The organism is Moorena sp. SIO3I8 (genome assembly GCF_010692325.1).
Lineage (GTDB): Bacteria > Cyanobacteriota > Cyanobacteriia > Cyanobacteriales > Coleofasciculaceae > Moorena.
This window is the reverse complement of sequence record NZ_JAAHHW010000137.1, coordinates 1-17,093: the sequence shown is the minus strand read 5'-3', so window position 1 is coordinate 17,093 and position 17,093 is coordinate 1. Positions and strand designations below refer to the sequence as shown.

The 17,093-nt window shown below is 44.3% G+C and carries 17 protein-coding genes; 11 read left to right on the top strand and 6 right to left on the bottom strand.

Annotated elements, in window-relative coordinates; translation table 11 throughout:
* The first annotated feature begins 72 nt into the window (after positions 1–72).
* Entirely contained in the window at positions 73–1,815 is a 1,743-nt protein-coding gene (locus F6K51_RS31010; protein ID WP_293027827.1) for a WD40 repeat domain-containing protein, read from the top strand.
* A gap of 19 nt (positions 1,816–1,834) precedes the next feature.
* Here the strand turns inward: F6K51_RS31010 and F6K51_RS31005 are convergent, their stop codons facing one another.
* Together F6K51_RS31005 and F6K51_RS31000 are read right to left on the bottom strand one after the other, a co-directional pair.
* A complete protein-coding gene (locus tag F6K51_RS31005) occupies positions 1,835–2,098 on the bottom strand; it encodes a hypothetical protein (protein ID WP_293027823.1) in 264 nt (87 codons plus the stop codon).
* Positions 2,095–2,280, bottom strand: coding sequence for a hypothetical protein (locus tag F6K51_RS31000; protein ID WP_070392097.1), 186 nt, complete (start codon positions 2,278–2,280; stop codon positions 2,095–2,097). Before F6K51_RS31000 ends, F6K51_RS31005 begins: the two co-directional genes overlap by 4 nt.
* Positions 2,281–2,382: 102 nt before the next feature.
* On the opposite strand from F6K51_RS31000, the gene F6K51_RS30995 reads away from it, so the two are divergent.
* Positions 2,383–2,550, top strand: coding sequence for a hypothetical protein (locus F6K51_RS30995; protein WP_293027818.1), 168 nt, complete (start codon positions 2,383–2,385; stop codon positions 2,548–2,550).
* A gap of 507 nt (positions 2,551–3,057) precedes the next feature.
* Positions 3,058–3,345, top strand: a complete 288-nt coding sequence (locus tag F6K51_RS30990) for a hypothetical protein (protein WP_293027813.1) — start codon at positions 3,058–3,060, stop codon at positions 3,343–3,345.
* 205 nt (positions 3,346–3,550) lie between these two features.
* Here F6K51_RS30990 and F6K51_RS30985 read toward each other — a convergent pair whose 3' ends face one another.
* The 3 genes from F6K51_RS30985 to ggt form a co-directional block, all read right to left on the bottom strand.
* On the bottom strand, positions 3,551–4,633 hold the full coding sequence (locus F6K51_RS30985; RefSeq protein ID WP_293027808.1) for a pentapeptide repeat-containing protein: 1,083 nt from the start codon (positions 4,631–4,633) through the stop codon (positions 3,551–3,553).
* Positions 4,626–5,549, bottom strand: a complete 924-nt coding sequence (locus tag F6K51_RS30980) for a hypothetical protein (protein WP_293027804.1) — start codon at positions 5,547–5,549, stop codon at positions 4,626–4,628. Before F6K51_RS30980 ends, F6K51_RS30985 begins: the two co-directional genes overlap by 8 nt.
* Before the next feature lie 128 nt (positions 5,550–5,677).
* Positions 5,678–7,420, bottom strand: a complete 1,743-nt coding sequence (gene ggt, locus F6K51_RS30975) for a gamma-glutamyltransferase (RefSeq protein WP_293027799.1) — start codon at positions 7,418–7,420, stop codon at positions 5,678–5,680.
* A gap of 32 nt (positions 7,421–7,452) precedes the next feature.
* On the opposite strand from ggt, the gene F6K51_RS30970 reads away from it, so the two are divergent.
* The 4 genes from F6K51_RS30970 (at position 7,453) to ctpB (ending at position 11,738) form a co-directional block, all read left to right on the top strand.
* Positions 7,453–7,659 carry a hypothetical protein gene (locus tag F6K51_RS30970; RefSeq protein ID WP_293027795.1) on the top strand — a complete coding sequence of 69 codons (207 nt, stop codon included), beginning with the start codon at positions 7,453–7,455 and terminating at the stop codon, positions 7,657–7,659.
* Between the two features lie 157 nt (positions 7,660–7,816).
* Positions 7,817–9,121, top strand: a complete 1,305-nt coding sequence (thrC, locus tag F6K51_RS30965; RefSeq protein ID WP_293027792.1) for a threonine synthase — start codon at positions 7,817–7,819, stop codon at positions 9,119–9,121.
* 235 nt (positions 9,122–9,356) lie between these two features.
* On the top strand, positions 9,357–9,632 hold the full coding sequence (locus F6K51_RS30960) for a MoaD/ThiS family protein (protein WP_293027789.1): 276 nt from the start codon (positions 9,357–9,359) through the stop codon (positions 9,630–9,632).
* Positions 9,633–10,415: 783 nt separating this feature from the next.
* Positions 10,416–11,738: a carboxyl-terminal processing protease CtpB gene (gene ctpB / locus F6K51_RS30955; RefSeq protein ID WP_293027786.1), complete on the top strand. Its 1,323-nt coding sequence runs from the start codon at positions 10,416–10,418 to the stop codon at positions 11,736–11,738.
* 730 nt (positions 11,739–12,468) lie between these two features.
* On the opposite strand, the gene F6K51_RS30950 is transcribed toward ctpB, so the two are convergent.
* Entirely contained in the window at positions 12,469–12,723 is a 255-nt protein-coding gene (locus F6K51_RS30950; protein WP_293027782.1) for a hypothetical protein, read from the bottom strand.
* A gap of 558 nt (positions 12,724–13,281) precedes the next feature.
* Here F6K51_RS30950 and F6K51_RS38680 point away from each other — a divergent pair.
* The 4 genes from F6K51_RS38680 (at position 13,282) to F6K51_RS30930 (ending at position 16,885) form a co-directional block, all read left to right on the top strand.
* Positions 13,282–15,093 carry an NB-ARC domain-containing protein gene (locus tag F6K51_RS38680; RefSeq protein WP_365940394.1) on the top strand — a complete coding sequence of 604 codons (1,812 nt, stop codon included), beginning with the start codon at positions 13,282–13,284 and terminating at the stop codon, positions 15,091–15,093.
* Positions 15,094–15,162: 69 nt separating this feature from the next.
* Complete coding sequence (locus F6K51_RS38675; RefSeq protein ID WP_365940393.1) at positions 15,163–16,233, top strand: tetratricopeptide repeat protein; 1,071 nt, start codon at positions 15,163–15,165, stop codon at positions 16,231–16,233.
* A gap of 102 nt (positions 16,234–16,335) precedes the next feature.
* The gene (locus tag F6K51_RS30935) at positions 16,336–16,641 is read left to right on the top strand and encodes a hypothetical protein (RefSeq protein ID WP_293027779.1); all 306 of its coding nucleotides are present in this window, start codon (positions 16,336–16,338) and stop codon (positions 16,639–16,641) included.
* Positions 16,610–16,885 carry a hypothetical protein gene (locus F6K51_RS30930; protein WP_293027777.1) on the top strand — a complete coding sequence of 92 codons (276 nt, stop codon included), beginning with the start codon at positions 16,610–16,612 and terminating at the stop codon, positions 16,883–16,885. The genes F6K51_RS30935 and F6K51_RS30930 overlap by 32 nt, the downstream gene beginning before the upstream one ends.
* Positions 16,886–17,093 lie beyond the last annotated feature (208 nt).

The following is a 17,093-nucleotide window of genomic DNA, read 5'->3' as shown; positions in this document are numbered from 1 at the left end:
CTTGTTTCGCTTCCCAAAAAGCTCGTGACCGCTACTATCGAAAGATTACCTTCTCTCTGATTCAGGAATTTGATGCCTGGGCCTAAATGTACTGCTAAATGTACAAAAAAAAGTGTCCGTCAGTCAGGCGCTCGGGTCATTAGTGTTGCCTTTAGCCCAGACGGCGAAACTATCGCTACTGCTAGTGGGGACAACACGGTGAAACTGTGGAGCCTAGATGGTCAATACCTGCAAACCCTCACCGGACATAGGGCAACTGTCATGAGCGTCGCCTTTAGCCCCGATGGCCAGACTATCGCTACTGCTAGTAATGACAAGACGGTGAAACTGTGGAATCGAGAAGGCAAACCACAGCTCAGCTTCACTGGACATAGCGATTCTGTCAATAGCGTCGCCTTTAGCCCAGATGGCCAAACTATCGCTACTGCTGGTGTGGACAAGATGGTGAAACTGTGGAATCTAGACGGCAAGGAACTGCTCACCTTCACTGGACATAGCGATTCTGTCAATAGCGTCGTCTTTAGCCCCGATGGCCAGACTATAGCTTCTGCTAGTAGGGACAACACCGTCAAACTGTGGAATCTCGAAGGCAAACTACTGCGTACCCTCACTGGGCATAGCTCTCGGGTCTATGGCGTGGCCTTTAACCGAGATGGCCAGACCATTGCTTCTGCTAGTTGGGACAACACCGTCAAACTGTGGAATCGCGCAGGCAAACACCTGCACACCCTCACCGGACATAGGGCACCCGTCTATGAGGTCGCCTTTAGCCGAGATGGTAAGACCATCGCTTCTGGTGGTAGTGACAACACGGTGAAACTGTGGAATTATCAAGGCCAAGTACTACTGCACACCCTGACTGGACATAGAAAACGTGTCAATAGCGTCGCCTTTAGCCAAGATAGCCAAACTATCGCTACTGCTAGTGGGGACAAGACGGTGAAACTGTGGAATCACAAAGGCCAACTATTGCAAACCCTCACCGGACATAACAATTATGTCCCGAGCGTCGCCTTTAGCCCAGACGGCCAGACTATCGCTTCTGCTAGTCGGGACACCACGGTGAAACTGTGGAATCACAAAGGCCAACTATTGCAAACCCTCACCGGACATAACAATTATGTCCGGAGCGTCGTCTTTAGCCCAGACGGCCAGACTATCGCTTCTGCTGGTGGGGACAAGACGGTGAAACTGTGGAATCACAAAGGCCAACTATTGCAAACCCTCACCGGACATAGGGATGGTGTCCAGAGTGTCGCCTTTAGCCCAGACGGTAAAACTATCGCTTCTGCTAGTCGGGACACCACGGTGAAACTGTGGAATCGAGAAGGCCAACTATTGCAAACCCTCACCGGACATAGCAATTGGGTCAATAGCATCGCCTTTAGCCCAGATGGTAAAACTATCGCTTCTGCTAGTGGTGACAACACCATGACACTGTGGAATCGAGAAGGCCAGAAACTGCAAACCTTCTATGGACATAGCGCACCTGTGACTAGCGTCGCCTTTAGCCCAGACAGCCAAACTATCGCTTCTGCTAGTAATGACAACATGGTGAAACTATGGAATCTGGAAGGAAAACTACTGCACACCCTCACCGGACATAGGGATGGTGTCAAGAGCGTAGCCTTTAGCCCAGATGGCAAGACTCTTGCTTCTGCTAGTTTGGACAAGACCGTAATTTTATGGAATTTAGATCTAGAGGATTTAGTGGCACAGAGTTGTGATTGGCTCCATGATTACCTAGTCACTCATAAAGACGAAGAAGAATTAAGGGAAATTTGTGGTATTAAAGGAAGAAGGAAGCAGGGGTAGGTTTTACCCACACTCTCCCCTAGTCCTTATTCAACACTTCCGGTAATTTCCAAGAGCGCCCTTGACAGTAAACATAACCATTATTCGTATAAATCCCAGAAAGTGCCCTAGCTAATATCAAGAATTCCTGCTGTTCTTCCGCAGTCATGTAATTTTCATTGTGTAGACTCCCTGAGGCTCGGTTTGGATCTCCTCCGGAGTCCAGATATCGCTTACGGGCCAGAGTGGAGAGTTCTATCATTCGTTGATATTGCTGTTGTTGTAATTCACTTAAGGGCTTCATAATTCGGCTACAGGTGTAATCGGGGTAATTTCACCATTTGGTAAAAGCATAGCAAAGGGCAGAAGAAGGCTAGCAGTGCTGATGTACCAAATGCCATTGTCTTGGTCATAAACAGTATTTTCTAGTAATCCTAAGGTATCCAAAGCATTGAGAATTAGATATTGTGCTTCTGTTGGTTCCATCACACCCGACCGAAGTAATAGAGATGTTGGTGATTTTACTGCCAAATCTTGATTATTCGTCCGGTTGAATACCCATAATAAACCTGTGGGAAGTGTGGGGAGATGGGGAGATGGGGAGATGGGGAGATGGGGAGATGGGGAGATGGGGAGATGGGGAGATGGGGAGATGGGGCAGGGGCGCGGGAAGTGTGGGAAGTGTGGGAAGTGTGGGAAGTGTGGGAAGTGTGGGCAGATTTCACAAGGGTAGGTTTTTTACAAAGGGGCGAGTAGGTACTTTGATTACGTAGAAATTCCTCAAAATTCGTATCAAAATACACAATAATTTCCGGGATAATTCTCCCCATTTCCTGCTTTTCCCGACTCCCGACTCCCGACTCCCGACTCCCGACTCCCGACCTAAATGTAAACAACCTACCCCTGTGAGGATGGGGAGATCGGGAGATTTTTATTAGAGTAATTATACAGACATCCTAGAATCCCTGCTTAGTAAGCCAGAGAAAAGTAGTTTTCCATGCTTAATAGTATGTTTAACTACATTTTTGCTCATTTTAATCCTATGTCCTGATCTGTTGACAATAACCATAGCTGGTAAAATTTTATGGCTGGATTAAACACATTTTTGTAAAATAGTCAACAGTTAAAATTCTGACTTGGAATTTTATGTTAATAAACATAAACTGGAGTTACCACAGAGGTAAATTGGGGCTACTATAGTAACTTAAGTAATCATATAAACATAATCCCGGAAGGTAAAATATGATACAAGCTGCTGTCAAAATGCTAATTCCTTTCGAATCTCTTGTCGAAGCAATTACTACTCTGGAAATAGAAGACAAAATTAAGCTCAATCAAATCCTCGAAGAAGATATTGCTGAAGTCCAACCGCAAATTGCATTAGAAAAATTGTTACAGCAACCAGTGTCCGAAATGCAGTTTGAGCAATTTGAGCAACCTTTCCAAGCACCCGAGCCTGCCAAGACTGAAACCTCAAAGGTGTCTCTGATTCCCCTGTCTCCCCTGCTGCCTCTAATTCCCTTACGTACCTCAGGGGATAACGTTGCTTGAAGAAATGCGATCGCGGTCTTGTAATAGATCTTGTGGGTGCGTTAAGGCCAAGCCTAACGCACCCTACTCGCTACTGCATCAAGAGGAATTGCTAAAACTTATATAAAAAGTTTTTTCATAACTTTTTCCCGATTCCCGATTCCCGATTCCCGATTCCCGATTCCCTGCCCCCAGCGCTACAATTTACCGACAGATACTCCGTAACTTAACGAGGAATAATTACTATAGAGCTATCGCGGTCATCATCTTCAAAAATTGCCCCTAACCGCATCAAAACCCGTCTCATCTGATTAGAAATACCTCTATTTTTAGCGAACCTAGCCCCTTTAACTTTTGCCCCCCTAATGTCAGCATCACTAAAATCAGCCCCCCTGAGATTGGCACCATGTAACTCGGTAAGATTCATCTTCGCACTTCTGAGATTAGCACTCCTAAGGTCAGCATTTTCAAAGATAGCCAAACTCAAGTCAGCTCCCTGAAGATCAACTCCCCTGAGATCACTGTGACTTAAGTCAGTACGAATCAGCTCAGCTTTGCGTAGCTTGGCACGAATCAGATGGACATAACTCAAATTAGCACGAATCAGGCAGACTTGGGTCATATCTGCTAAACTTAAATCAGCACCTTTGAGATTAGTTCCCCTCAGTTTCGCACCTTTGAGATTAGCTTCACTAAGCTCAGCACGGCTCAAGTTAGCATAAGATAAATCAACACACCTCAAATCAGCCCCCCCCAGGTGGGCACGGATGAAGTTAGTGCCCTGAAGGTTAGCTCTGCTCAAAATCGCACTACCCAGATTAGCCCCCCTGAGTTTAGCCCCCTGGAGGTAAGCACCTCCCAATTTAGCCTCGCTAAGATTGACACCAGTCAGGTCAGTTTTCCTGACGTCAGCTCCCCTCAAGTCAGCACCACTGAGATCACCATCCCTGACATTAGCCCCATCTAATCGTATCCCCCTCAGGTCAGCACCACCAAGGCTTACCCCCTGGAGATTAGCACTCCTGAAGTGGCTCATGCTTAGATTCGCACGACTGAAATCAGCCCCCCTCAAGTCAGCATTACATAAGTTGGCACCTTGGAGGTTAGCCCCCCGGAAATCCGTTCCTCTGAAATCCGCTGCCATCAACCTAGCTTGGCTGAGGTCAGTGTAACTTAAGTCAGCTGCAGTGAAGTCATCAGCCAGATTCAGCCCAACCATTGCGGTCAACTGCTCAAGATTGTCTGTTTCTGCCACTAAAACCCGCTTGATCAGGCTTAGCAGAATCGGTTGAGATTTTTCCTCACCCATATTGCAATTCCACTCGAGACAGATAGGGCTTAAGTCTAGTTACCAACAAATGTTCCACAATCAGTCTGTTTAGCACAACGGTTTTATTGCGGGTAAGGTTTGAGGACCACAACCCCTCAACTTCAGTTACACAAATATCCCGCTGGGATACTTCAAAGATTGCTTGGATACAACAGGGTAAAGCAGTGACATTGACAGTTGCTAGCTTTACCCGATTCAGGGAACCAAATAAAACACCATTCCCCTTCTCTTCTTCAAAAATCCAGGCAGGATTTTCTGCCGAAACTTGATTGGTAATGTGGCACCAGGAAACTTGGTCAGTCTCGTGGGATGTCTCGTAGGATTGCAGTTGGGATGTCTCGTAGAATTCTGGTTGATATTCTAGTTGGGATGTCTCGTGGGATTGCGATTGGGTAGCTTCTGGAGTAACAACACCTCCCCCTTTTTCCCTGTTGCCATTAGGATCTGTTGGACGCTGGTTGATATCACAACTCGGCCATGATGACTGTTGATTACCTACTGTTACCAGTTGAAGATAACCACCAAGGTCACGGAATTCATAGGGGATATTACCATTTTGGAGATGAAGACGCAGTACTCCACCTTTGAGTCCAAATTTAACACGACCTTCGAGCAACTGTTCCCACTGTTGCTTAAATTGGATGGTTAGGTATAAATGAATCTGCGGGATTTTAGAGGGTTTTTGCCAAAACTTACGTTTTTGTTTATTTGGCGGAATCAGCGTTCCTTCCAATTTCATCCCTAAGCAATCTAGGCATTTATTCTTAGGCTCAGGTGGAGGCATGTAATAGCAAAGGGAACAGGGAATAGGGAATAGGGAATAGGGAGTAGGGAGTAGGGAGTAGGGAGTAGGGAGTAGCGATGCAGCGCGGTCTTGGGGAGCCAGTGCCTTCATGCGGGGGTTCCCCCCATGAGCAACTGGCGTGGTTTCCCCCACTCGCGCTTTGCATCAAGACGGGAGTAGGGAATTTACGATCCAAAACTCCCACAATTCCTACACGGATTGCTAAAGTAAATGCTATGTTAATAACCTAAGGTTAAGGCACCAGGTCGGCGAGGATCAGATGCACCTTCAAATGAATTGTTAATGTACATAATACTCTGGGTACTCCCCATAGCATTAGCCACCGAAATCTTATATCCTTTATACTTCAATAACTGGATTGTATCACCATTCAAACCCTGTTCTATAAAAAGTTGATCCGGTAACCATTGATGATGTACCCGAATGGCATTAGTAGCTGTAGCAATATTGAGCTGGTGATCAATTACATTCATAATCAATTGCAAAACGGTGGTAATAATCCTACTCCCCCCGGGACTGCCAGTGACTAGATAAGGGTTACCATCTTTGAGCACAATTGTTGGGGTCATAGAACTCAGCATTCTTTTTTCCGGTGCTATAGCATTGAATTCTGCTCCAGTTAACCCAAAAGCATTAGGGACTCCTGGCTTAGCTGAAAAATCATCCATTTCATTGTTGAGGAGAATACCCGTTCCCGGTACTGTAATTTTACTGCCATAGCTGAAGTTTAAAGTATAGGTATTAGCAACAGCATTGCCATACTTATCCATCACTGAATAATGGGTGGTATCATTGCTTTCTACCCGTTGAGTAGGATTACCAGGGGCAATTTCTGAACTGGGAGTTGCTTGATAGGGATTAATCCGTTGACGGATGCTTTCACCATAGGTTTTAGAGGTTAATTCAGCAATCGGAACGGGCACAAAGTCAGGATCTCCTAAAAACTTAGAACGGTCAGCATAAGCTAACTTCATACTTTCCGTCATTAAATGAATGGTTTGGGCAGTATTATGTCCCAGTTTCCGAATCGGAAATGCTTCTAAGGTATTCAACATCTGCACCAGATGGATACCCCCAGAGCTTGGAGGTGGCATAGAATAAATCTCATAGCCCCGATAAGTGCCCCGAATCGGCTCTCGAATCACGGGTTTATAGGTCGCTAAATCCTCTTTGGTAATCAGACCACCATTGGCTTCCATGTCTGCTACGATAGCCGATGCGATCGCACCATCATAAAAAGCTTTAGCCCCATATTTAGCAATCAGCTTTAAACTACGGGCTAAATCCTTTTGTACCAAGATTTCCCCTACCTGATAAGGCACGCCCCCTGGCTTATAAAAAATAGCCATACTCGCCTCAGAAGCCTGCATTCGCTGCTGAGAGTATCTCAGAGAGCGGAACAAATCTTCAGAAACTGGGAACCCTTTTTCTGCTAATTTAATAGCTGGTTGTAATGCCCGTTCTAAGGAAATAGTGCCGTATTTTTCCAGTGCCATGGTTAACCCAGCTACGGTACCAGGAACACCTACAGATAAATAACTGTATCGAGACTTTTCTGGGTCAACCTCACCATTATTATCCAGGAACATATCACGAGTAGCAGCGATTGGTGCTTTCTCCCGATAATCAATAGCAATGGTTTGGTTATCCTTGGCCAGATGTAAGAGCATAAAGCCACCGCCACCGAGATTCCCAGCTCGCGGTAAGGTTACCGCTAGGGTAAACCCAATGGTTACCGCAGCATCAACAGCATTGCCACCTTCTTTTAAAACGGCTAAACCAGCTTCTGAGGCATAGCGTTCTTGAGAGGAAACCATACCGTTGTTAGCGATAACGGGATGAAAGATATCTTTTCTGCTAAAGATAACTGTGTCTTGAGCAGAGGCGCTGCCAGCACTAATGAAAATTAGAGTAGTCAGACAAGTGATGATGAATTTATATTTTCTAGCTATCTTGCCCATGGGATAGTTGAGGGACTATTTAGGGATTGGAAATGATTTTCGGCTTTCGGAAAGATACTATAACGGTTTCCACCAGCGCTACTAGGGAGTCGGGAGTCGGGAATCGGGAATCGGGAATCGGGAGTCGGGAGTCGGGGGGATTACTTTTGTCTGTTGCCTCTTGCCTCTTGCCTATTCCCTGTTCCCTGTTCCCTACACACAGCCATATATCACTAATCGCACCAAAAGTTTGTACTTAACTTGACAGTAATTTTGACTGCTTAATGATGAGTCTTTAAGGGGTGCAATTAATCCCGACTAAAAAAGTCGGGTATGGTTGACGGACATTTTGAGGTATGTTACTTTTAATCAAGTCTTGACGGAACGTAATTAGAGAGCGTAATTAGAGATATACCCATGAGCCAAGCCACAATTACTCCCAAAACCCAGGCATCTACCGCATTTACCAAATTGAAGTGTAAAGAGTGTGGTGCGGAGTATGAGCCCAAGGCAATGCACGTTTGTGAGGAATGCTTTGGTCCGTTGGAAGTAAAATATGACTACGGTACCCTCAGAAGCCATGTAACCCGGCAGAGCATTGAGGCAGGTCCGAAATCGATCTGGCGCTATCGTTCTTTCTTACCCCTTGCCACTGATAACTATATTGATGTTGGTACGGGAATGACTCCCTTAGTCAAATCGACTCGCTTGGCTAGACGCTTAGGGTTAAAAAATCTCTACATTAAAAATGATGCTGTCAACATGCCCACCCTCAGCTTCAAAGACCGGGTGGTATCAGTAGCTCTAAGTAGAGCAAGGGAGTTAGGCTTCTCAACGGTATCCTGTGCTAGTACTGGAAACTTAGCGAATTCTACTGCTGCGATCGCAGCCCATGCTGGACTCGACTGCTGCGTGTTTATCCCTGCTGACCTGGAAGCGGGTAAAGTGATGGGCACTCTGATTTACAACCCCACATTAATGGCAGTCAAAGGCAACTACGACCAAGTCAACCGCCTCTGTTGTGAAGTAGCCAACACCCACGGTTGGGGATTTGTGAACATTAACCTACGTCCCTACTACTCAGAAGGCTCTAAAACTCTGGGCTTTGAAGTCGCTGAACAACTAGGTTGGCAACTACCGGATCATATTGTTGCTCCCTTGGCATCAGGTTCCCTATACACCAAAATCTACAAAGGCTTCCAAGAATTCATCAAAGTCGGTCTAGTAGAAGATAAATCAGTGCGCTTCAGTGGTGCTCAAGCAGAAGGTTGCTCCCCGATCGCTCAAGCTTTCAAAGAAGGACGGGACTTTATTACTCCAGTCAAGCCGAACACTATTGCTAAATCTATTGCGATTGGAAACCCAGCCGACGGCATCTACGCTTTAGAAATAGCTAAGAAAACTAACGGAAACATTGAATCCGTGACTGATGCAGAAGTTATCGAAGGGATGAAGTTGCTAGCAGAAACCGAAGGAATCTTCACAGAAACTGCAGGAGGTACTACAATTGCTGTACTCAAGAAGTTGGTAGAAGCTGGTAAAATTGACCCCGATGAAACTACAGTAGCCTACATCACTGGTAATGGCTTGAAGACCCAAGAAGCAGTTCAAGGTTATGTGGGTGAACCTTTGGTAATTGAACCAAAACTAGACAATTTCGAGCAAGCATTAGAGCGGGCTAACACCCTAGACCGTCTGGAATGGCAGCAAGTTTTAGTTTAAGCAGTCAGCAGTCAGCAATCAGCAGTCAGCAGTCAGCAGTCAGCAATCAGCAGTCAGCTATCATCTGATTTTATTCAAAAGCATCGATCTAGTAGCGTGGCACAGGCTTCTAGCCTGTGATAACCCATAAGCTGATAACTGATAGCTGATAACTGATAGCTGATAGCTGATTGCTGATAGCTGATGGCTTACCATTCAACCTTCAAAATTGAGAATTCAAAGCAAGATATTGATTATGGCTGTAAAAGTTTTAATTCCTACTCCTTTACAAAAATATACCCAAGAGCAAGCAACAGTAGAATGCGAGGGAACGAATGTTTCTGAACTGATCGAATCCCTGGAAAGTAATTGTCCTGGCATTAAACAACGACTGTGCGATGAGCAGGGTAAACCCCGTCGATTTTTGAATCTCTACGTGAACGGGGAAGATATCCGCTTGTTGGACAATACAGAAACAAAACTCAACAATGGGGATGAAGTGAGTATTGTCACAGCTGTTGCTGGTGGTTAGACAGATACTCAGCACTCAGCACTCAGCACTCAGCAGTTGGCCATTCGCCTTGGTCTTTTGGCCACGCTACGGGAATGGCTTATAGCTTACTGCTTAAAAGATAGAGTAATTTTCAGTAACCTTTGAGCAATATTGCTTATCCTTTCAAGACAATAGGCATGCTAGCAATAGGCAATAGTGATGCAGCCGCTAATGGGATTAACCCCCTTAGGTCTGCGCTGCATCCCGACTCGCGACTCCCTCGGTGCGCTTGACTCCTGATCGGGGAACCTGAGCTGGGCTCTAAATCAGTGAATATTTTGCTGCCGCGATGGCAGTCTGTGTCCCCACAGCAGTTCAGTTCTGGAACTGGCACAACGGCAGTCTGCTATAGTTGCTGGATTTCAGTATATTAAAATTATATTATTAAATCGTATATTAAAAACTATAGCCTCTAGAGTAACTTAGTGAATAAAACTTGGTGAGTGAAACTTGGTGAGTGAAACTTAGTGAGTGAAACTTGGTGAGTGAAACTTGGTGAGTGAAACTTGGTGAGTAAAACTTGGTGAGTAAGTTCGCGGTATTAGCCGACAGACGAATATTCCTTTAGTATATCAGATCAGAAACTAAAACTATAAAATAATTTTTTTTCGTTATTATCATCAGTAGGATTAGTAGTAATACCTAGGTAGTCTCAGTAGCTCATAGCCATGGGCAATCCTAGAGCTGGTTAACAAAAACCTCAATAATGGTTGAATTTATAAAACACTAAATAGTAATTAAGTAGTTTGCCGCCTTATATCCATGAGACAATCCCTGAAAAACTTCCCCCGACTCAAACGTGTTCTTTTCACTGGAGCGATCGCAACCACAGCAGTTTGGTCTTGGGCAACACCGATTAATGGTAGCTCTGTGGTTGTAGCATTTCAGGATAGCCCCAAAACAATTGTTGATGAAGTTTGGCAAACTGTAAATCGGGAATATGTCGATAACACCTTTAACCAAGTTGACTGGCAAGCGACTAGGCACGAACTCCTCAGCAGAAGCTACGCTTCAAAGGAAGAAGCCTATAAAGCGATTCGGAAAGCCCTAAAAACCTTAGAAGACCCCTACACCCGCTTTTTAGAGCCAGAAAAGTTCCAAGCCTTGACAAACCAAACTGTTGGTGAACTGTCTGGTGTGGGTATTCGCATGGAAATAGAAAAGCAGACGGAGACCCCGTTAATCATTGAACCGATTGAAAATTCCCCAGCGTTTAAGGCAGGTATTAAAGCTGGGGATAGGATTTTAGCTGTAGATAGCAAATCTACGAAAGGGTTAAGTCTCGAAGATGCGTCGGGACTAATCCGGGGTAAAGTGGGAACATCAGTGACTTTGCGGATTGCTCGACCAGGACAGGGAATCTTTGAGATACAACTAACCCGAGCTCAGATAGAAATCCCCTCTGTTCGTTACAGCGTCAAGCAAGAAGGGAATCTGCGAGTGGGTTATATTAGCTTAAATGAATTTAGTTCCCATGCAGCTGAACAAATGCAACGGGCAATTAGGAACCTAAATCAGCAGAAGGTGAATGCTTATGTCCTAGATCTGCGGGGAAATCCAGGCGGATTGCTTTTTTCGAGTATTGAAATTGCCCGGATGTGGATGCAAGAGGGAGAAATTGTTAGCACTATAGACCGGATCGGTGGTAAACAGGCATACACCGCTAATCGAACGGCCTTGACCAATCTGCCCTTAGCGATTCTAGTGGATGGTAACTCGGCTAGTGCTAGTGAGATTCTAACTGGTGCTCTCAAAGATAACAAACGCGCTACTGTTATCGGTTCTCGGACCTTTGGTAAAGCCGCTGTCCAGTCTGTCCATGCCTTATCCGATGGTTCAGGTTTAACGGTGACTGTCTCTCGTTACTACCTACCCAGTGGTGAAGATATTAGTTTAAAAGGAATTGTGCCCGATATTCGCCAAGAGTTGACCCTTGAGCAACGGCAACAGCTATCTCGTCAACCGGGATGGCGTGGCACTAGCAAGGATCCTCAATACGGAAAAGCGATCGCAGTTTTAAAATCAACTACTCCCTCTCAGGCTGAAACCCTAAGTCAACCCATAAACTCAGGTAGGGTCTGGTAGAATTGAGAATTAAGAATTGAGAATGAAGAATTAAGAATTGAGAATTGAGAATTGAGAATTGAGAATTAAGAATTGAGAATTGAGAATTGAGAATTGAGAATTGAGAATTGAGAATTGAGAATTGAGTTCCTTCTACATTCTACATTCTACATTCTACATTCTACATTCTACATTCTACATTCTACATTCTACATTCTACATTCTACATTCTACATTCTACATTCTTCATTCTTTAGATGATATCAGTGACTCGATCAAGACAGTTGTTTATCAACTAGTACTTATTTCGTACGTATTCAATACTCTCACTAATCCCACCAGAGAAAGGCAAACAGAGGGAAGTGTGGGAAAATCGGGAAATGGAAAAATGGAGAAATACCAGATATTGTTATTAACGCTAATTTCGATATCATAACCTTTAACCTTAAACCTTCTAACCTTCAACCTTTAATAACCTTAAACCTTCTAACCTTAAACCTTCTAACCTTCAACCTTTAATAACCTTAAACCTTCTAACCTTAAACCTTCTAACCTTCAACCTTCTAACCTTCTAACCTTAAACCAAAAAAAAATAGCCGCAGAAAACCTTCCACGGCTAGGATTTTTTAGTTATGCCTCAACTTTCTAAACCAATCCAGAAATGATCCCATAGGATTGACCAAAGGTCACGCTACGTGAACAAACCTGATACTTTGGCCAGGGGGGTTACCCCCCCCTATAATTTAATAGTTTAACCCAAATTTAAATACTTGGTCATCATGGTGATGAATTCGCCAGGAATTCCAGTCGGCTGAAGGGGGCTCCACTCGGAGATTTCGGCGTAACCCCGTGCATAAAGGGTATGCATGGTGTTGTTTATTGCCCGGCGAGACCCCTTCAAAATGTGCTTAATGGGGTATTTTTTTTGGGAAGGTTCCTGAGGAGTATTACTAGGAGTGATATCCTCAGGATTGTTTTGTGGATCTGGGCGAAAGTTGTCAGGCATAGTTCAAAATTGCTTTTGAAGTTTACAACTATAATCATAACGATTATAAATATTTTGTCAAGGGTTTTTAGAATTTTTTTTTGAGGAGTAATTCGAATAAAATGTAGAATTAAGAATGTAGAATTAAGAATTTAGTGCGTAGGGTGCGTTAGGGGCTGGCTCGCCTTTTAACTTTGTAGCTACTATTGGGATAACCCGCCCCGTAACGCACCACCAAGTAGAAGTTATAATCGCAAACGGGATACATATTAAAAATGTTAGCGTTCCTTTTTTTTTGTGGATTTAATTTACTGATAGCCTTGGAAACAGGAAATAAAAAAATCAACTATATCCGATAAGTTGTTTTAGGTATATAAAATGAATTATGATATTTTTTTACCCGACTCCCTGTATTTTTTTTGTTAGACTAAATCAAGATTGAATTTTATGGACATAAAAATAATACAATATAGTTAACTATATTTTTTAACTGATTCAACAAGTTTGGACAAAACCTGAGATCAAAGCCAGGTAATGATTAGTTGCTTACATCTGACTGACGTTAACTAGCAAAGATTTATGAACCGGGCAGTTATATTAACCGCTATTCCTGTTGAATACATTGCTGTTAAGGCTCATTTGAGCAATCTTCAAGAGGAAGAACATGAACAAGGGACAGTTTATGAACTAGGACAGTTTTCAGATAATGGTAAGTCCTGGGAAGTAGGAATTGTTGAGATTGGTCCAGGAAATACCAGAGCAGCAATGGAAACAGAAAGAGCGATCGCTTACTTCGATCCTGATGTTGTTCTGTTTGTAGGAGTAGCTGGAGGCATTAAAGATGTCAAACTCGGTGATGTGGTAGCTGCTACCAAAGTATATGGTTATGAATCTGGCAAAATCACACTAGAATTTGAACCTAGACCAGATGTAGGAGAAGCATCCTATAAGCTGATTCAACGAGCGAGAGCAGAAGCCAAAAAATCAGATTGGTTAGAAAGACTAACATCTGTTGACTCTACGGTTGACTCCCCTAGGGTTTTAGTCGCACCGATCGCCGCTGGGGAAAAAGTAGTTGCTTCAAAGAACTCCAGTACTTTTAAGTTATTGCAGAAGAACTATGGTGATGCAGTAGCAGTGGAAATGGAAGGAAGTGGTTTGCTTCAAGCTGCTCATGCTAATCACCAGGTATCGGCACTGATTATTCGTGGTATTTCTGATTTAATCGATAGCAAGGGTGAAGCCGATGCTGCTGGTTGGCAAGAAATAGCTGCACGGAATGCCAGTGCTTTTGCGTTTGAAATTCTGGCAAAGTTAACTATACCGATGGCACCGGGAAGAAAAAAAAAATTAAATTCTCCCACTAACATTGCTAATCGTGGCACTCCCTACTTTGTGGGTAGAGACGATCAACTTGAGCAGCTCCATCAGGAACTTCAACAGACCGATCGATTAGCAATTTGTGCCATTGCCGGAATGGGCGGTGTGGGCAAAACCGAATTAGCTCTACAATATGCTCTAAGTTATCAGGATAACTACCCTGGTGGTAGGTGCTGGTTTCCAGTGCGCGGGCTAGATCTGGGGAATCAAATTGTTAGTTTTGGGCGTACGGAATTAGGATTAACTATTCCAGATGAACTAGAGTTCAACGAGCAGGTAAGATACTGCTGGAGACATTGGCCAGAAGGAACAGTATTGATCGTGCTGGATGATGTCGCTTCTTTCAGCAATGACTACCAACACAGAATTAAACCCTATTTGCCTCCAGCTGACTCCCGGTTCAAAGTACTGGTCACCAGTCGTCAGCGTCCAGGGGCTTCTTACCGACGAATTGACTTGGATGTACTATCCCGAGAAGCAGCATTAGAGTTATTACGTAAGCTTGTTGGAAAAGAGCGCATTGACAAGGAACTAAACGAAGCAGAAGCGTTATGTAAATGGTTGGGGTATTTGCCTTTGGGTTTGGAGTTAGTGGGACGATATTTAGATCTACATCCGACCTTAACCATTGCTAAAGTTCAGAAACGTTTAGAGAAAAAGAAATTAGCAGCTAAGGCATTACTTGATCCCACAGAAGAAGGGGAAATGACAGCCCAGTTGGGAGTAGCAGCAGCCTTTGAGTTATCTTGGGAAGATTTGAAAGATTGTCCAGAAGCCCAGCAGTTGGGATGTCGTCTGAGTCTGTTTGCTCAAGCTCCTTTTGAGTGGTCACTGGTAGAGAAGTTTGTTATCGAAACTGAAGATGAGGATGACTGGGAAGAAGCACAAGAAGACTTGGAAGAATTACGCGATCGCGTAGCGTGGCCTACGGCCAATCGCTCTTTGATCAATCGTAATCTGTTGCAACTGACTGAACAGCAAACCTATCAACTCCATCCACTAATTCGATAATTTTTCCTGACCAAGCTGGCTCAATTACCAGAGGCCGATTCCTATAAGGAAAGCTTTTGTCAAACAATTGTGGCTGTGGCAAAAGAAATTCCTTTTACACCAACTCGCGATCAGATTGCAGCAGTTAGCTCCGCCATCCCTCATTTAGCCGAAGCTGCCACAGTCCTAACTGACTGGCTCAGGGATGAAGATTTAATATGGCCTTTTGTTGGCTTAAGAAGATTATATGAAGGTCAAGGTACCTATGACGAGGCTGAAGCATGGTGTAAGCAATGTTTAGAGATAACGATAAGCCGCCTGGGTGAGAATCATCCCGATGTAGCAACCAGTCTCAACAACCTGGCAACACTCTACCGATCTCAGGGGCGTTACCATCAGGCAGAACCACTATATATGCAGGCATTGGAGATGAAAAAGAAGCTGCTGGGTGAGGAGCATCTCGATGTAGCCCTAAGTCTTAACAACCTGGCAGAAATCCACAGTTCAATGGGGCGGTACCATGATGCAAAACCCCTCTTTGTCCAGGCATTGAAGATACAAAAGCAGCTGCTGGGTGAGAACCATATCTCTGTGGCTCTAATTCTCAATAACCTGGCTGAACTCTATAGGTCAATGGGGCGGTACCATGATGCAGAACCCCTCTATGTCCAGGCATTGGAGATGAAAAAGAAGCTGCTGGGTGAGGAGCATCTCGATGTAGCCCTAAGTCTTAACAACCTCGGGTCACTATACCATAATCAGGGGCGGTACCATGATGCAAAACCCCTCTTTGTCCAGGCATTGAAGATACAAAAGCAGCTGCTGGGTGAGAACCATACCTCTGTGGCTCTAAGTCTCAACAACCTAGCTGGACTATATTCTACTCAGGGGAAGTATGATCACGCCGAACCTCTGTTTATCCAGGCATTGGAAATGAGAAAGCAGCTGCTGGGTCAAGACCATCCCGATGTCGCCATTAGTCTCAACAACCTGGCATTACTCTACCATTGTCAGGGGCGGTACCATGAAGCGGAACCCCTCTTTGTCGAGGCATTGGAGATTGCAGAAAAGAAGTTAGGGTCAAATCATCCTAACACTGTAACCTTTCGTAAAAATCTGGCAAATTTGCGCGATCTAAAAAGGGAACAGGGAACAGAATAAGAGATATCATAATAGTTTTTGATGTTACGGTAAATCAGCAATATTGTTCATTAATTAGCTAGAAATGCTATATACTGACTTGGTCATACTTTTCCTAATGGAATGACTTACGATAGTACCCTAAAATATCTAGTTGAAAAATATCCCCAAGCCTTTACCCGTTGGTTATTCAACCAGCAACCAGCAGAAGATATCGAAATTTTAAACACTGAATTGAGCACAGAGCCAATTCGAGCAGATGCCTTGTTTTTTGTGCGAGTTGCTGATGCTATTTTGCATCTGGAATTTCAAACCTTACCCCAATCTGAACCTCCGTTACCCCTGCGGATGCTGGATTATTGGGTAAGGTTGTATCGGCAGTATCGCTGTGATAGCGATGCAGCGCGGTCTTGGGGGTTTCCCCCATGAGCGACTGCATCAAGACATTGAGCAGGTAATAATTTTCCTGAAACCAACCCGATTAGCGGGAGTATTTGAGAATCAATTTACCGAGAGGAACCTATCCTTCCGCTACCGGGTGATTCGGATTTGGGAATGTGATCCACAACCATTACTAACAACGCCGGGATTACTACCCTTGGCTGTGTTAGCACAAGCAGAAGTCCCAGAAACCTTGCTATCTCAGGTAGCAGCCAAAATCGATCGGAATTGAAGATAGACAACAGCAGCGTAACCTATCTGCTTGCGTGCAACTGTTGGCTGGGGTGAAATTTGATGAGCAGTTAATTCAAGCCTCAGTACAGGACAAAAGTTGCAAAAAGTGCCAGGGAGAGGGTTTGATGGAAATTACCACAAAGACCACAAACCCTCATGGAACAGATTAACCAACTTCGAGCCAAATTGCGACCCCACCTGGGCTG

What these genes read in the sequence shown, in the direction of transcription:
- F6K51_RS31010 (WP_293027827.1), top strand. Translation starts at nt 73, where the DNA reads ATGCCTGGGCCTAAATGTACTGCTAAATGTACAAAAAAAAGTGTCCGT.
- F6K51_RS31005 (WP_293027823.1), bottom strand. Translation starts at nt 2,098, where the DNA reads ATGAAGCCCTTAAGTGAATTACAACAACAGCAATATCAACGAATGATA.
- F6K51_RS31000 (WP_070392097.1), bottom strand. Translation starts at nt 2,280, where the DNA reads ATGGAACCAACAGAAGCACAATATCTAATTCTCAATGCTTTGGATACC.
- F6K51_RS30995 (WP_293027818.1), top strand. Translation starts at nt 2,383, where the DNA reads ATGGGGAGATGGGGAGATGGGGAGATGGGGAGATGGGGAGATGGGGAG.
- F6K51_RS30990 (WP_293027813.1), top strand. Translation starts at nt 3,058, where the DNA reads ATGCTAATTCCTTTCGAATCTCTTGTCGAAGCAATTACTACTCTGGAA.
- F6K51_RS30985 (WP_293027808.1), bottom strand. Translation starts at nt 4,633, where the DNA reads ATGGGTGAGGAAAAATCTCAACCGATTCTGCTAAGCCTGATCAAGCGG.
- F6K51_RS30980 (WP_293027804.1), bottom strand. Translation starts at nt 5,549, where the DNA reads ATGAAGGCACTGGCTCCCCAAGACCGCGCTGCATCGCTACTCCCTACT.
- ggt (WP_293027799.1), bottom strand. Translation starts at nt 7,420, where the DNA reads ATGGGCAAGATAGCTAGAAAATATAAATTCATCATCACTTGTCTGACT.
- F6K51_RS30970 (WP_293027795.1), top strand. Translation starts at nt 7,453, where the DNA reads ATGATTTTCGGCTTTCGGAAAGATACTATAACGGTTTCCACCAGCGCT.
- thrC (WP_293027792.1), top strand. Translation starts at nt 7,817, where the DNA reads ATGAGCCAAGCCACAATTACTCCCAAAACCCAGGCATCTACCGCATTT.
- F6K51_RS30960 (WP_293027789.1), top strand. Translation starts at nt 9,357, where the DNA reads ATGGCTGTAAAAGTTTTAATTCCTACTCCTTTACAAAAATATACCCAA.
- ctpB (WP_293027786.1), top strand. Translation starts at nt 10,416, where the DNA reads ATGAGACAATCCCTGAAAAACTTCCCCCGACTCAAACGTGTTCTTTTC.
- F6K51_RS30950 (WP_293027782.1), bottom strand. Translation starts at nt 12,723, where the DNA reads ATGCCTGACAACTTTCGCCCAGATCCACAAAACAATCCTGAGGATATC.
- F6K51_RS38680 (WP_365940394.1), top strand. Translation starts at nt 13,282, where the DNA reads ATGAACCGGGCAGTTATATTAACCGCTATTCCTGTTGAATACATTGCT.
- F6K51_RS30935 (WP_293027779.1), top strand. Translation starts at nt 16,336, where the DNA reads ATGACTTACGATAGTACCCTAAAATATCTAGTTGAAAAATATCCCCAA.
- F6K51_RS30930 (WP_293027777.1), top strand. Translation starts at nt 16,610, where the DNA reads ATGCAGCGCGGTCTTGGGGGTTTCCCCCATGAGCGACTGCATCAAGAC.